Origin of the sequence: Paenibacillus sp. MZ03-122A, assembly GCF_024213325.1 — a bacterium.
Classification (GTDB): domain Bacteria; phylum Bacillota; class Bacilli; order Paenibacillales; family Paenibacillaceae; genus Paenibacillus; species Paenibacillus polymyxa_B.
This window is the reverse complement of record NZ_JANAVI010000004.1, coordinates 178,566-193,107: the sequence shown is the minus strand read 5'-3', so window position 1 is coordinate 193,107 and position 14,542 is coordinate 178,566. Positions and strand designations below refer to the sequence as shown.

Annotated in this window: 13 protein-coding genes; all 13 read right to left on the bottom strand. The window is 47.8% G+C overall.

All coding sequences use genetic code 11. From position 1 onward, the window contains the following. Nucleotides 1–19 precede the first annotated feature (19 nt). Nucleotides 20–796, bottom strand: a complete 777-nt coding sequence (locus NLX74_RS10930; protein ID WP_254328719.1) for a DNA and RNA helicase — start codon at nucleotides 794–796, stop codon at nucleotides 20–22. Between the two features lie 33 nt (nucleotides 797–829). Then, nucleotides 830–1,408, bottom strand: a complete 579-nt coding sequence (locus tag NLX74_RS10925; RefSeq protein WP_254325073.1) for an RDD family protein — start codon at nucleotides 1,406–1,408, stop codon at nucleotides 830–832. 68 nt (nucleotides 1,409–1,476) lie between these two features. Next, on the bottom strand, nucleotides 1,477–1,989 hold the full coding sequence (locus NLX74_RS10920; RefSeq protein ID WP_367997040.1) for an RDD family protein: 513 nt from the start codon (nucleotides 1,987–1,989) through the stop codon (nucleotides 1,477–1,479). Nucleotides 1,990–2,051: 62 nt separating this feature from the next. After that, nucleotides 2,052–4,703 (bottom strand): Hsp70 family protein, encoded by a 2,652-nt coding sequence (locus NLX74_RS10915; RefSeq protein WP_235308898.1) that lies wholly within the window; start codon nucleotides 4,701–4,703, stop codon nucleotides 2,052–2,054. Between the two features lie 31 nt (nucleotides 4,704–4,734). After that, a complete protein-coding gene (locus NLX74_RS10910) occupies nucleotides 4,735–5,424 on the bottom strand; it encodes an iron-dependent peroxidase (RefSeq protein WP_254328717.1) in 690 nt (229 codons plus the stop codon). Next, nucleotides 5,421–6,740 (bottom strand): normocyte-binding protein, encoded by a 1,320-nt coding sequence (locus tag NLX74_RS10905; RefSeq protein ID WP_103049361.1) that lies wholly within the window; start codon nucleotides 6,738–6,740, stop codon nucleotides 5,421–5,423. Before NLX74_RS10905 ends, NLX74_RS10910 begins: the two co-directional genes overlap by 4 nt. Nucleotides 6,741–6,787: 47 nt before the next feature. Next, the gene (locus NLX74_RS10900; RefSeq protein ID WP_254328716.1) at nucleotides 6,788–8,665 is read right to left on the bottom strand and encodes a serine/threonine protein phosphatase; all 1,878 of its coding nucleotides are present in this window, start codon (nucleotides 8,663–8,665) and stop codon (nucleotides 6,788–6,790) included. A 22-nt stretch (nucleotides 8,666–8,687) separates the two neighbouring features. Beyond that, nucleotides 8,688–9,518 carry a PP2C family protein-serine/threonine phosphatase gene (locus tag NLX74_RS10895; RefSeq protein WP_254328715.1) on the bottom strand — a complete coding sequence of 277 codons (831 nt, stop codon included), beginning with the start codon at nucleotides 9,516–9,518 and terminating at the stop codon, nucleotides 8,688–8,690. A gap of 35 nt (nucleotides 9,519–9,553) precedes the next feature. Further along, on the bottom strand, nucleotides 9,554–10,081 hold the full coding sequence (locus NLX74_RS10890) for an FHA domain-containing protein (protein WP_028542470.1): 528 nt from the start codon (nucleotides 10,079–10,081) through the stop codon (nucleotides 9,554–9,556). Nucleotides 10,082–10,146: 65 nt separating this feature from the next. Continuing rightward, entirely contained in the window at nucleotides 10,147–10,695 is a 549-nt protein-coding gene (locus tag NLX74_RS10885; protein ID WP_023989858.1) for an FHA domain-containing protein, read from the bottom strand. Nucleotides 10,696–10,727: 32 nt separating this feature from the next. Further along, on the bottom strand, nucleotides 10,728–11,177 hold the full coding sequence (locus tag NLX74_RS10880; RefSeq protein WP_235308890.1) for a J domain-containing protein: 450 nt from the start codon (nucleotides 11,175–11,177) through the stop codon (nucleotides 10,728–10,730). Between the two features lie 130 nt (nucleotides 11,178–11,307). After that, nucleotides 11,308–11,733 carry a hypothetical protein gene (locus NLX74_RS10875; RefSeq protein WP_025685506.1) on the bottom strand — a complete coding sequence of 142 codons (426 nt, stop codon included), beginning with the start codon at nucleotides 11,731–11,733 and terminating at the stop codon, nucleotides 11,308–11,310. A gap of 119 nt (nucleotides 11,734–11,852) precedes the next feature. After that, on the bottom strand, nucleotides 11,853–14,021 hold the full coding sequence (locus NLX74_RS10870; RefSeq protein WP_023989860.1) for a hypothetical protein: 2,169 nt from the start codon (nucleotides 14,019–14,021) through the stop codon (nucleotides 11,853–11,855). Nucleotides 14,022–14,542 lie beyond the last annotated feature (521 nt).

Below are 14,542 nucleotides of genomic sequence, written 5' to 3'. Positions count from 1 at the left end.
CACTCCTCTACCTGATTTTCTAATCCACAATCATCCGTCCGGCGCCGCCGCCCTGCCAACGGCCTGCTGTTCGTTTTCCACGTCCGGCGCCTTCTAGAATAAGAACTAGCTGTCTATGCAACTGAGCATGAGAATAATCTCTGTATTCCGCACCATTTCGGTTTGCAATGTAATGCTGAATGGAAACTCTGTCTACGGCTTCTGAGTTCAGGCATATGAGCGCAAACATACAATCCATCGGATCTGTTGCACCACTTTTAAGCAGCTCGGATGCGAAGTAGCGCATCGTCTCTGGGCGCAATGTACTCTGCTTCAAACCCGCAAAAGGAGCATGAATATCACTCCATGTATTGAATTCGGTTGCCATGTCGGCAAAATCCTGATAATCCGAGCGAAGCACGGCTCCATCTTTGAGCTTGAATCGGCCCAGCTCCATCTTATCCAGACCGATCTCTGCCTCATCCTCCAGCACGATATCTGCATGATGGGCTGTGAAATCCGGGCGATCTGTTTGTTCCAAAAAGAGCAACTTCAACACCGATAGCCGCCCCGTGGCCGCATACGGCACTTCCTGCTCCTGCTCCAGCAGGTATAGTCTATCCTTGTGCTTCACGATGCCTCTACCAATGGTCAGCGTGTTCTCCCCGACAGTTACGTTCATTCCGGTGATAATACCATCCGAAAAATCCTGATACCCGATATCCAGAAAACTGCGTGGGTAGTCTCGCAGGTTCTCCAGCATCTCGGTTTTTAGAATACGGCCCTTCTCAAACTTCGGCACGATATGGGTTAACATGTGGTTTCCTCCTCTCTTCGCTCTGCGACGTCATTACTGCTCTTCTTTATTCAAGGGAACGGACAACCGATTTACGCCGGGCGCAGGAGCCGGAACAGTCACCTCTGGAATCTGTGAGTTAAGCTTTATATACTCCGAGTAATTGAGCCATTTTTTGTTTACCACATAGGAACAAGCGATTTTGTCATGCAGCGCCTGCTTCTTCGCTGTGAAGGCCACCATGATGTAACCGACAAATATAGTGACCAAGCTAATGATCTTACCCCAGTAGCGGGCGTTGGCCCGTCCGAAAGATATTTTTTCATTATTTTCATCCACAACGACAAGCCCCGCAGCCAGCTTGCCGACCGTTCCTCTGCATTTTGATGATTCCATGATGGTGTGGTAAAGCCAATCCAATAAAAGAGGGCCAAAAATAATAATAGCTCCCAAAATTCTCACCGACACATCGTCTAAGTGTGAAACAAACTCCAAAAAATTCGGCATTTTTACGAACGCAGAGACAAACCCTATCGTCACAAACGGCAACGTATCAATCAAACGAATAGTCACAAATAAAATAGTATAATCTAGCAAATGGGCTAAAAATCTTTTCCAAAAACCAGCGTACATCCTGCTGCTCCTCCTGTTTAAAGCCTGCTGTTCATCAGAATCTTTGAGTCTGTGTGCCAACCTAAATATCACATCCCGGTTCCGCGATCAGCCTGCTCACGAAGGATATAGTCCAGCTCGCGTTTGTCCACAACATAGGTACGGGCAATCAGATCGTGGAGGGCCTGTTTTCTCGCCGTAAAGGCTGCCATAATAAAACCGACGAACAAAATGATGACTGATAGAAGCTTACTCCAGTAGCGTGCACTTGCACGTCCAAAGCTGAGCTTATGGTTAAACTCATCTACCACAACGATGCCGAGAGCCAGCTTGCCCACCGTTGCTTTGCATTTGGACGATTCCATAAGCGCATAATATAGCCATATAGCTCCCCAATTCAGCAAGGTCTGTCCTATTGTTTTCATTGTAAAAATATAAGTCGATCCATCTGAGAGCAAAGAGCTTTCTGCCGGAGACGGTACCCAATCCCCTAAGGTCCGAATCACAAGCCAGATCAATCCAATTATTAAAAATACAAACCATACAATAAGGCTATCGATGATATAAGCCAAAGTTCGCTTCCAAAAACCTGCATACAGCACGTTATCCCCTCCAAGTGTTGTGTACTTTTCTGATTTCAGCATTTTGTGAAATCCTTAATTTACTATTTCGTGCCGTCAAAGAAATCCAGCTCGGAGAGATCATTTTCGAAAGCAAAAAAGCGTTTGGGTCCCAGATGCAGCAATTCATCTCGGCGGGTAATCGGGACTACATAAAAGCCCCAGCGGCTATCTCCGACAAAAACAAAATATTTCGTTTCCCCATTACGGATGGAGTCCGTATCATCCTGCGGGATATCCCGCCCGTACAGCACGGCAATTTCCTCATACGGCATGGGTTCAAAAGCTTCTGGCCGACTACGGTACACATGACGCTGACGCAGCTTGCCGCCGTCGGCCGTTAGGAAGAACTCTACCTCAGCCGCATGAGACGGCCGGGAAATAGAACCGCGTACCCGGTTGCTTTCCAAACTCGCAATCAGCTCCTTCTCGCGTCCCGTATGCGTCCATGCGCTGACCGTGTACGGAATAGCCGGAATATGATTGGTAATGACAGGCTCAATCGTGCCCATTTTTTTAGCGTTCAGGTAACGGATAGCCCCGCGCAGACAGGCCATTTTCAACTCAGGTACTCTGCTGAGGTCCTCTGCCTTTTGACGAAACTCAATACTGCGCCCCGGTACAAATTCCTTGAGTGCTTCGCGAAATACGTCAATCCGGCAGGACTGCCCGGTTAGCTTGATAATCGAATAATCCTGCAAGCGCCCCTCCAGATAAAACTCATCCAGAAACTTGCGCACAATATTGTAGATGTCTGCCTTAAGAAGTTGCTGTATCTCCCGAATGTTAAACACCACATCAGGCAACCCATATTCATCACGAAATCGTCCGTTCTCGATGACTGATACCAGCCAACGGTCCATCACTGCAATGTTCAGGTCGCTTTCAGCAGATAATACCTGCTCGGATTCGAAGCGGCTGCGTAAGATTCCCGTACGCAGAAAAAATTCCTTTTTCATATTTTCTGCCGCGCTCCATAACAGATGAAAATTACTCAGTACCCGCTGATATTCATCCCGTGTAGCATGTTCATACTGTTTGAACGCGGTGGGCAAGATGGCCTCTGCCTCACGGTAGCGTTCCTCCAGTCCCGCATATACAGCATCTACACCAAACTCATCCACATGACGGTATAAATCTCCCGAAGGAATGCCGATCAGGGCATCAATATCGGTGTCAGGCAAACGAGTCTCGGCAGCATAATAACCTGCAAATACAATTTTCATAAACTGCATAATCCGATACGTCAGATTGTTTCCACCAAAATTGGTATCCCCATTTTCATACGTTGTGTGAATATCCAGCTTGTAAGCAATACGTCCGTCCTCAATTCGGAATCGGCAGGAAGACAAATCTGTCGTGCCTCCTCCACAATCAATGACAAGTGCCTGATACTCCTCACCGTCCGCAAAAGTCCCTCGTTCCATCTGGTCTGCCAGCGTGTTGTACAGCACAGCCAGCCCTTCGTCCAACGCATCCTCCGCTTCAATCTGGTAATCCGGCAAAATATCGCTAAACATCTCTATAAACTGGGGCTGCAGCTTGACCGGAGCAGAAAAGTGCAGGTTGCGGAACCGACACTTAAATTGCTGCTCGGCTGTAGCAATCACATAACGGATAAAAGCAGCTAAAATATCGCTGCGGGAAGCAGTTGCCGTATTCCCCTCGGAATCCATTAATTCCTCGATTCGCTTATAATCGTTGACCCAACGCTTGATCCCCCGCAATACTGTCGCACGGCTGCCTGCCACGTCAGATCCACGTAGTGCATCCTCCCCAAATACATAAAGGATATGTTCTGGATTGGAGCAGTCTGCGACGCGAATAGCAGTCGGCAATACTTCAATCCAGTCGCCTTCTGCCCCTTCTGGGCCGGGGAATGACACATAATTGATGGCGTTCAGCCTTACCGTGCTGCTCATACCTGTATCAGGAGCCGTAACGTAGGAACTATCCAAATAGGCACCTGCTGTGGTGTTCGAGGTGCCAAAATCAATCGCAAGTACCGCATCTGTTGTTTCCGTGCCCCGAATGATCAGCTCTGCCACCGGAACCCGGTGACCTTGAAGCTTCAGCGGCAGCATTGGCTTATCTCCATAGTAGAGGTTATAAAAATATTCTGATTCCTGTCTTCGCAGAAATAGCAGGCTATAACTATGATTGGACGTCTCTCGCAGTTCAGCGTCGCGATGACGAGAAAGATAATATACGCCTGCTCGTCCCTCATCCTTCACCAAATTCAAAACACCGCACAGTTCTCCTGTCGCATTCACCAGCAGCACATTAGATGAGCTCAGCCAAGGCAAATCGGATTCGATCCGGTAGTTGTCCATGCGACCTGTGCGTACACCCTGATACAGCGTGATTTTAGCGGGAACCCGGATACCGCTGCTCTCCTGCCGACGGTCGTTCCAGTTTCGCTGTAGTGCCGATTCCATGCGTTCAAAACCACCAGGATTCGGCCTTGTGATGAGTAGATGCTCCTCCGCACTCCGAAATCGCAAAATCACGCGAATCAATTCTTCACGTGCCAGGCGATTGGCAAAGCCCTCGACCAGTCGTTCCTTATCGCATATCCCGCGTAACTGAAAGGTCGTCATTTGCTCCAATTCCGCCCGCGTGTATTTCGCCGTGAAGCGTATGCTTTTTCGATCGGTGAGCGGGTCTAGCAACCTGTATGTATAGGGTCCGTTCATCGTTCACATGTCCTTTCTTAGCCATTTAGCCTTAATAGAGGGCGATAGCGTCTATTTTCATCGTAGGATCTTCCTCTAAAATGCCGAAATGACTTGTCCAATACAATTCCGTCGTAAAACGTGCCGGAAGAAACAAATCCAGAATCAAATCCACTTTAATCCGTGACAATGGCGTCTCCTCTTGGCCGATATAGATGAGTAGTTCGTCTTTTTCCTCACAATTGGTGTAAATGATTGAGCGATGAAAGACGCGCCGCATCGTTTCTTTTAGTAGATGTACGGCTTCTCCCGTCTCATACAGGCGCAGCAGTCCTTCAGCAATCGCGTCCTGATCCTCACGGTTTAATTGTCCAAAGCCTTCCTTTACCTTCAGGCCAAAAATGCCCTCTGCAATATCACGCCGAACAAACTGGATATGGTACTCCCGCCGATTCATCCCCTGATACAAGTCCATTTCCGCCAGAAAATGCATCATAATATCAAATAGCGATTCTCTCAGCTCCAGATACTCTTCAGCATCCGGTGGAAACAGATCCCGAAAAATAGAATAAAAGCGGTAGTACGGATTGATTTCCACTACCTGCTCCAAATGGGAAGTATTCAACTCTGCCAGACTAAGCTCCATATACGGAGAGTAGCTGACAGCGGGTACGAAGCGGAATTTATCTACATCCAGCCCCTGTTCCCTCGCGCGCATGAGCAAATCCCAGACGTAATTCACACCCATTCTCCTTCACACTTGTACTCCGGAAAATACATCTGCACTTCTGATACCAGAAAGCTCATCAAATCGGATAAAATATAAGCAGGCGCGGTGGGCAAAACATCGTCAGAACCACGTCTGAACCCCAAACGCATGATCTGCTTGCCTTCCTCTGTCCGTACGTTATCGCTGACAAACGGATTTAACGGATATGTCTGGGTTTTGGTTACAAGGTTGCTTACATCATTTCTCCCTGCGCCTCCCCAGATGTCCACACGTTCCAGCTCCAGCCCTTGCGCTGCTTCAAACGAGTTTACGATGCGCATGATTTCCGCCTTGGCACGGACAATCACGGCCTGTTTTCCTGCATAGCGGCCCAAAAAGCTGTCCTGTCGCCGATTGGACAATAACGGATAAGTCTGACGACTAAGTCTCGTTGTAACAGGCTTCGTAACCTTCAACACATTCCATTCGCCAGACTTATCACGTGGTGTGACAATCGTCAGTTCCTCTTCTGTACGCTTGATATACCGGATATCGCCTTCAGTCCCATCAATCAAATAACCATGCTCAGGACCTGTTTTTCGCAAAGGCAGCACATGCTCATAGTTCACACGATCCATAGCGGGTATAGGAAAACCGCTGTTCTTTAGAGATAGCCTTTCAATGTTCCAAAGCGGAAAAACGTCGCCCTTCTTAAAAACGTCGAATTCCTCCAATGAAATTGTAATTTCATGAATTTCTTCATGGGCGGCCGGCTCGCCGTCTCCACCAATCAATACACAGTCCACAAACTTATAAGCGTACGGGTGATTAATTGTTTTCCATGGCATACCATTTTGCATAAACGTGTGATATAACTGCTCAATTTCCAAAATATAAGAACGGTTATGCTCCAGACGAAAACGAATCGGATAATTGCCGGTTTCCGTGACCAACATTCCTGAGAAAATTCGCTTGCTGCGCACCAGCGCTGAGATACGTTCGGTCTCCATCTCAAGAAAAAGCGTAAACAGCGGCATCGCACCGCCTTCGCGTACCACCTCTGCCACACGGCTGATGTCCATCTGCTTTTCCTCCGTATCAGACGGTAACACAGGATATAAAAATTCATGAATTGGGTCATAGTCCTCACGCGATGTCAATGACACGTACACATCAATCTTTTCTTCCGTATTCTCAATTTCCTCAAATACCCGCCGTTCTAGCTGGCGGGTCATTTCTTCCTGATATTCGACGAGGTTCATAAATACCCCCGCCATCATATTTTTCAGTAAACGTCTCTGCTCTAAATCGTCCATCTTGCTCAAACGGTCCTGTACCAGCTCTTTCACGACGTCTCACTCCTTTCCGGCTCCAGCATTCATTGAACATGAAAAACTTAACCTCCGTTCGCAGCAGCCCGATCTTGGTTCTCTGAATCAGACGCCCCTGCTGCTTTAGAAGCGGAATCAGCAGTTCCTTGCTCTTTGTTGGTATCCACCTTGGCCGAAGGGGCAGTTCCATCGCCTGTACCACTGCTCTTTGCAGCCGAAGAGGCTTCCTTCTTCGCGGGTGTAGTTCCCGCTGAAGCCGTTGGCGCAGCCTTCGTTTGCGATTCTGCAGCAGGGGTTGCAGCAGCGGAAGATAAAGCTCCACCCGCTGTGTCCCCTGCGTCCGTGTCGTTCAATGCTCCATCAGACAATCCCAATCCAGCAGGAAGCTGACCATTTTTCTGCTGTTCCGCGCTCTGCTTTTCCTCCGCCTTGGCAATGCTCCGCTCCAATGCCAGAACACTTTCGAGCTTATCGATCTCCTGATAAATTTCCTGTGCCCCGCTATAGGCATCAATGGCTCCTTCATAATCGAGATCCTTCATCATCCGATCCCCTTTGGCCTGAAGTTTGCCAGCTTGAATCTCCTTGAGCTGCTGCTGAATAGCTGTCAATTTATCGTTGGCCTCGGTAATTTTCTTCTCCAGTTCTTTTTGCGCGGACGTATAACCGGATTCCATCGCAGCTTTGTTTGCTTTCTTGTATAGCTTAAGCGCATTCGTGTAATCGCCGCCCTGAAATTTTAAATCTCCGTCCTTCATCCAGCTCGCTGTCTCGGCATAGCTGTCCAATTGGTCGATTTTATGCTCAATATCCTTCACATTAAACGGTGGATATAGCCCGGCGCATTTCCGTGCTTTCTCGTAGCTGGCTTCAGCTTTGGTAAAGTCCGCCTTTTCCACGTAGCCGTCTCCGTCCACCAGCAATTGAGATAGTTTCTGCTCGGCTGTATACAGTCGCTTATGAATCTTATCGTTAATTTTAACCGCCGCGTTTTTCGCTTCGCTGTAGGACTTGAGCGCCTTCGCATAATCTCCTGTCCTTGCATAATCATCTGCGGCTTGAGCTGATTCGATCATCGTTTCCAGTGCAGCTGCCTTATTCGCAGCCATACGAGCCAGCGTAATCCATGCTCCCCCGCCCACAACAATAAAGACAAGCAACGCAATCAAAATCCGTTTGATCAACTTGCGGCGGTTTTTAGGCTTTTCCTGAAAAACTTTATTTACATAAATGGCCGCAGCCGTGTAATTATTCACCGTCCGGTGCTGTTTGCTTAGCAGAACCTCTTCCAAGGTGTCCGTCAGCATGACCGGGTCCTTCGCTTCCTCCAGCGCCCCCAGCATTTCCGCCAGCTCGACGTCCTCCCACATCCCTGAGGTGGCAAGCAGGATTACATCTCCATCTGCAAGCTGGGTCTTTTTGGCGTAATGGGCATGAACTCCATTCGGATTTCCCAAGTATTCCAGCAGATTACCTCGTTCCTCATGTGTGCTGGTCGCTTCGTCTGGAATGCGTCCATCATCTGCCAATGACTGAGCCAGACTATGATCCTTACTGCGAAAATTAAGCCTTCCATTGCGAAAATGATATAGCCGCACATTACCGCACGAAACATACACCATTTTGTTATAGTTGGTCACTACCATCAGCAGACTGGCTTTGAGCCGAACGCGACGGCTTTCAAATTGCAGCCATTCCTGCGCTTCACGCAGATCTCTCATCAAGCGCCGTTTGGACATGGAAGGCTTCTCCATGAAGTTTTCCAGCACCGTTTTGACAACCATTTCTGCGCTGCGCAGCTCCTGATCCGAATCCAGACCGTCTGCGAGGACATAACAGGCCATGTCGTCCGTCTCCATGAATGCAAAATAGTCCCGGTTGTCTATGTAAGAGCCCGCTTCCGACACAAAGGCGGTACTAAAATCGCTGTTGTCCTTGCGCATCGCTACCCCCGTCTTTCTTGTTTCATCCTATCGCCAAAATAAGTACTGTCGCATTATCCTGACTTTTAAAGCCTTTATCATTAATGGCGTCGATCATGGCATCCGCTGTTTCCTGCGGTGTTCCACCCTTGCGCATAATCTCTTCCAATTCAATCTCCGTCAGCGCCTCCTGAATGCCATCGCTGCACAGCAGCACATGATCTCCTGAATACAGACGAATCGGTGCATTACCCAGTTCCATGCTCTCAAAGCCCTCATAGCCCAAGTAGTTGACCAGTTGATTGCGCACTGGACTCGTTTTGGCTTCCTCCGAAGTCATTTGTCCAGCAAGCACTCGTTCCTCCAGCAGTGTTTCTGCTGTATGCTTGGAATTGACTGTCTGGAAATGACCATTGCGGTAAATCGTAATCAGACTGTCGCCCACCGCTCCGTAATACAGCTGATAGCCGCACACAATGACCGCAGCCAGCGTCGTTCCTCCGCCCTGTCCATTCAAATTTTGCAAAATGCCGCGATTACTTTGAGTTGCCGCCTCTGCAAAATATCCGTTCAAATTCGTTGCATCTTCCAGCTTGGCAAACGCCTTCGTAAAAGTCGTCACAGCCAAGGTGCTGGACATACGCCCATTGGCCAGCCCACTGATACCGTCTGCGACAACAGCCAGCGTACCGACAGGTGTCGTCATACTGGCGAAATAATCATCCTGCTCGCTCCGGCTCCCGATCGTTTGACCATTTCCGATCTCAATTCCACTCATGATACGGCTACCGGAACTTCGCGTCAGTCGTATACGGATCATGAGCAGAACAGCGAATAGTACCGCAGCTCCACTTACAACAAAATAAGGTTGCATATCGTTACCTCCCTGCACCATTGCCCAATTCCGTCCTAGTTTTCGTTATCCCACTCAAAATGGGCGCCACACAGCGGGATAAAGATAAATTTGCTATGTCCCAGCTGAATCACGTCATAGGCAGCCAGCTCTGCTGGTGAATATACCGCCTCGTTATTGTGGTACGCCAAACCTGATGAATCGCCTGGCAGCAAGTAAAAGTTACGTTTCTTCGGATCATACACAATGACCGCATGATTTCTACGGGAAATCGTGTTGTCCCCGATAATGCGGACATGCATTTCCTCTGCGCGCCCGATAAAGTTTTTCTCCGCCATAATGCGATAATCCTGACCCACCTGTGCTCCTTCGATGCATACCAGCCATCCGGTTACCGGATGAATGCCCACCGTCTCGCCCAAATACGGCATTGTTTTGTCGTTATCTCCTGCGACGTTTGTTTTCGCTGCTGGCTCCGCGCTCTTGGGTGCAGCTATATTTACTACCGTGTTGCAATATGGACACGTATTTCCGTGCTTTCGTGTACTGAACATGTGTCCGTTCGGGCATCTTGTCAAACTCATAGTCGGTTCCTTCCCCCATTGTCATGATTGTCTTTTTAGCTATCTGAGGATTTTGTAGCCCTCATCTATTTAACGAGCAGTCTCGTATTGGCAATATATAATAAATCACCTGAGTAAATCCGGTATGGCTCACCGCTTTCCAACTTCTTGGTTACACTTTCGTTGGCAGACCGCAAGCCTGTACCATTACCGGAATCCACATCCTCCACAAACCAGTCGCTGTTCACCCGGTTGAGTACCGCATGCTCCACACTTACCAAGGAGGCATAGTCTGTACCTACCAAATCAATATCCGCCTCCGAACGCGACGTTGTTTTACCAATTAAGAGCGACGTTTCGCCTTCGATATACCATTCTTTAATGGACTCGCCCTCTTCATCAATCAACACCAGCTTGGCAATCCGTTGACGCTGTGCCTTTGGCTTGGCCACGGGTACAACGGACACCAGATTGCGCAATATGTATACAAGCACGCCGATTCCAATACCTATCGCGACCACGGTTTTCAAACCGCTGTAGCCTGTACGATTAAACACATAAAAGGCGATCGCTAGCATCAGCCCGAACATGGCAACATCTATGATGAAAACCCATCTGTTCTGCGCCGTTTTCACTGCTTGCTTCCCCCATTTCTATCCTGAAATCATCACTTTTTACGAATACCGAAAAATTGGTTAAACATCGCGGAGGTATCCGTCGGATCACCGGGTTTTTTCGTTTTTTTCCCTGGTGAGCCCTCCTTCGTTTTCGGATGAAAACCAAAAAATTGCTCAAAGTCAGTTCCTATATCAGCCGGATTGAATCCTTTGGCTGCCGTACGCGCACCGCTGGAGGATGCAGACCCTCTCCCTCTCTCTTGCTGTTCCCCGCCAGCTCCCTCAGTTTTTCGGATGAGCTCGGCATCGTATGCCTGCCGCAATGCTTCGTCACGCAAGGTATTGTAAGCCTCGTGAATCAGCTTGAACTTGCGCGTTGCTTCCTCGCTTCCCTGGTTGGTATCAGGATGATACTTTTTGGCCAGTTTACGGTAAGCCTGCTTAATCTCTGCCTCCGAAGCATCCCGGCTGACACCGAGCAGCTCATAGTAGTTGGTCATTGTGTGATGTTCCCCTCTCCGAAAAAAATAAATATTAAGAGACCCGTAGGCCTCTTAATATTTATCCACCCTGCACTTGTGTGCCGGGTGAGTGTGTTTTTAAGCTGCACTTAACGTGAAGACGTTAAGCTTAAACCGGATATCCGCCGTCGATTGTAGCCAGCTCGGTTTTGTCTTTCTTTTGTTTGATGTAGAGTGTAAATGCACCTACACCTTCTGTGTCGCCGAAGTGCTCGGTGTAGTCTACAACGAAAGCATTCGGGAAGTGGATTTTACGCACAACTTGATCAGCTGCGATAACTTCCAGTGTTACTTTACGGTAGCTGTCTGCTTTTTCAGCAGGAACCAGAGACCACAAAGCCAGTTTCAGCGTGTCATCCGCGCTGTCACCGTCTACTGCTGTGATGATTTTACCGCTGATGCGCAGCGTGGAGCCTACGTCAGTGGAGCGTGCATTGGAATCGTCCGGTGTATCGGTGTCATAAATAACCGTTTGGATGTTATCCAAGCCCAGCTCGATTGTTTCTTGTCCTTCTACTTTCAATCTGAATCCCATGTGTGTTGCCTCCTTGAAATTAGGTAATATGATGGCGGGAGATGCAAAGCTTCTCCGCGATTTATGTATAAAGGCGGTTCTGGATAGAAACGCCTCTAACATCTTTCGTAGTGCTCGGATCATGATTTGACCGAGCTGGTTCCCTTAGTGATCATGACTTCCAGGTTCTTCACATTACCGTTGAAGACCAGATCGATATGGCACATATTGCTTTTCTCATCAATAATGAAGCTCATATCGTCTCCGTCCTGAATGATCGAGTTAACAGATCCTCTGCTGCTCAGCCACTTGCTCTTCTGGCTACTCGGATTGTTACTGAAGAAGCGGACGATATTTTCGTGTTTGAAGTCCCCTGTCTGGTAGCGCAAAATACGTTCAATGTACGTGCTGACCAGCGTCTTGTAGATGGAGTCAAAACCGTCCTCGGACATCGCCATGCTTCTCGCCTTGTAGACGGTAATCCGGCGGATATCCTTATCCTGGATCTGAGCATTCTCCGACGAGAATACAAAGCCGAAGTTTTTACGGTTGATGGCATCCTTGATCGTGTTGGTGAATCCGGTGATTTCCTTGGCCATCGTCGTTACCGTGCGCAGGCTGTTGTCTCCTGCTTCGATGTCGAAGCGTACGCCAGGGAAGTTCTTATTGACGGTTTTAAACGTCTCACGCAGGTATTCAGGACACTGATAGGAAGCGACCAAGCCAGCAGCAACGTAGGCTGCACCCACATAAACGCCCTCGATCCACAGCTTGAGAATATCCTCTTTCTCCTTAGAGAGCTGTACACCGTCTTCGGTCTGTAGCATTTTGCTGTCGATAATGACACCCGATTTGTCCTTCGGAATAATCGTAAAGTTCGGTACACAAGGAATGGCAAATTCGCTATATTCTCTGCGAACGAGACTGGCGCATTTATCGACATATTTGTCGATGCCCGCTGTCGCCATACTGTTGAAAGTCGTTTCTTCACCGGATTCAAAGTTAAAGAACATTTGAATTTTGTAATCCTTCACGACTTGCAGCAGCATCGAGAGCGATTCCATAGAATTTCCGCCCTGCTTAACGACCTTCTCGTTACCCTTGAAGCGTTCACGTGAAACCTTTACCTTACCGGCTGCCTCCAGCTCGACAGATGGAACGATACCGAACCAGATCGTGTCGCTGAATTCATTCTTAGCATTCACAGTGTTCAGGTACGTTTCCAGGCGCGGGATATTGCTGCTTTTCACCAGCATGTCCAACTTGTTGTTCGCCACCAGCATTGTCGGCAGCATGCCTTTGCTCTTCGTTGCATATTGATCGAAGAACATTTTGACACCGAGGATTTTCTCTACAAGCGGCTTAACCGCCTTTACGAAATCGTCCTTGGCATTTTTATAGAACTCCAGATACGTGTTGTAGTTTTGAACTTCAACCGCTGTATCCACCTTCGTCTGAACAGCTGGCAGTGGCACAAATGTGCGAACCACCAAATCCTTCACATAGTCAGAAGGCGTATCTGTGATGGAGTTATAATCTTCTTCGAATACTTGGGAGAGATCGCCAGTGCTGTTTTCATCCAACAGCATCAGCTCAGTGCTGTCGCTCTTCGGCGCTTCAATAATTTTCAGTTCGCCGCTTTCCCCAATGGAGAGCATACCCACCTGGATCAGCTCACCGGAGTTTTCCTCTTGGGCGCCACCGAGCAGAAGGCGGGTTTTGATGTCCTCAATTGCCAGTGGGAGCATAGCCATAACGTTGTTATAGTTCTGACTCGCTTCCTCGAACATTCCATTCAGCTTGTCACCCATGTCGAGTTTCTTCGGATCGCCATCATCCAGCTTGTCGTATTCACCGTACATATAGTGAATCTCTTTGCGGACTTGACGAATATCATCCATAACCTTTTTCGGTGAAATCATATCCAGCAGATTTTCAAATTTGAAATCTACATTGGTGATTCCTTGACTGCGCTTGGTATCAATGAGCGTAAACAACATTTTCAGAAAATCATTACTTTGATTTACACGAATTTCAGAAATGCTATCCTCATCAATTCCCTCTGGCTTTTTAAGGGTGTAGACGACTTTTTGATTGGCCGCGTTAAAAAACGAATACACGGTCGGTGAAAACTTATCCAAAAATTCGTCAAAGCTGCGCACCAGAAGGTGCTGATTAATTTCCTTGATCTTCTCATCGCTCAAGCTGTCAATACCCTTCACATCACCTACAATGGTGATCAGGTCCAGCTTTTCCGGGTTAATCTCTTCAAAAAGCATTGTCCGGTTGGTTTGATAAATGATTTCCATCGCTGTCGGCAAATGAACAAAGTATGAGTTATAGGTCCATTGCTCCATATACGGACATGGGATGTCCAATTTGAAACGGACGAAACTCATTTTTAGTTCTTTTGCCTCCTCCCCCCTACTTAACATTTAAATTCGTCAAAGGATTGAGCTTATACCACATTTAAGGTACAGGCATGTAACCTCGAAAATCGGTCCGAAGCGTTATTCGGCTTTTAACGGCAAAGCATGCAAGTGAGATGTATTTCCAAAATAAAAGTCAGATAACACAGAAATTTTAAATTTATGATTTCGTATTCCTAACTTCAATCCCAATTTTTGCCGTTGATACGAGAGCTATCATACAAAGCACCCTTCAGTTTTGTCAATTTCTGTAGTCTCAGATTGAAACAGGGCATTTTGACTCATTTTATGCGTGAATACGTAATTTTTATGATATGTTAGACCTGTTTCTTCAGGGAAATATTCACAAATGGAACTCAATTACCGATAGAAGTTCATTGGATATTTCTGATAAGCGTAAA

Bases quoted from the DNA above. Each gene is read 5' to 3' on its own strand.
- NLX74_RS10930 (WP_254328719.1), bottom strand. From the start codon at position 796: ATGTTAACCCATATCGTGCCGAAGTTTGAGAAGGGCCGTATTCTAAAA.
- NLX74_RS10925 (WP_254325073.1), bottom strand. From the start codon at position 1,408: ATGTACGCTGGTTTTTGGAAAAGATTTTTAGCCCATTTGCTAGATTAT.
- NLX74_RS10915 (WP_235308898.1), bottom strand. From the start codon at position 4,703: ATGAACGGACCCTATACATACAGGTTGCTAGACCCGCTCACCGATCGA.
- NLX74_RS10900 (WP_254328716.1), bottom strand. From the start codon at position 8,665: ATGCGCAAGGACAACAGCGATTTTAGTACCGCCTTTGTGTCGGAAGCG.
- NLX74_RS10895 (WP_254328715.1), bottom strand. From the start codon at position 9,518: ATGCAACCTTATTTTGTTGTAAGTGGAGCTGCGGTACTATTCGCTGTT.
- NLX74_RS10890 (WP_028542470.1), bottom strand. From the start codon at position 10,081: ATGAGTTTGACAAGATGCCCGAACGGACACATGTTCAGTACACGAAAG.
- NLX74_RS10880 (WP_235308890.1), bottom strand. From the start codon at position 11,177: ATGACCAACTACTATGAGCTGCTCGGTGTCAGCCGGGATGCTTCGGAG.
- NLX74_RS10875 (WP_025685506.1), bottom strand. From the start codon at position 11,733: ATGGGATTCAGATTGAAAGTAGAAGGACAAGAAACAATCGAGCTGGGC.
- NLX74_RS10870 (WP_023989860.1), bottom strand. From the start codon at position 14,021: ATGGAAATCATTTATCAAACCAACCGGACAATGCTTTTTGAAGAGATT.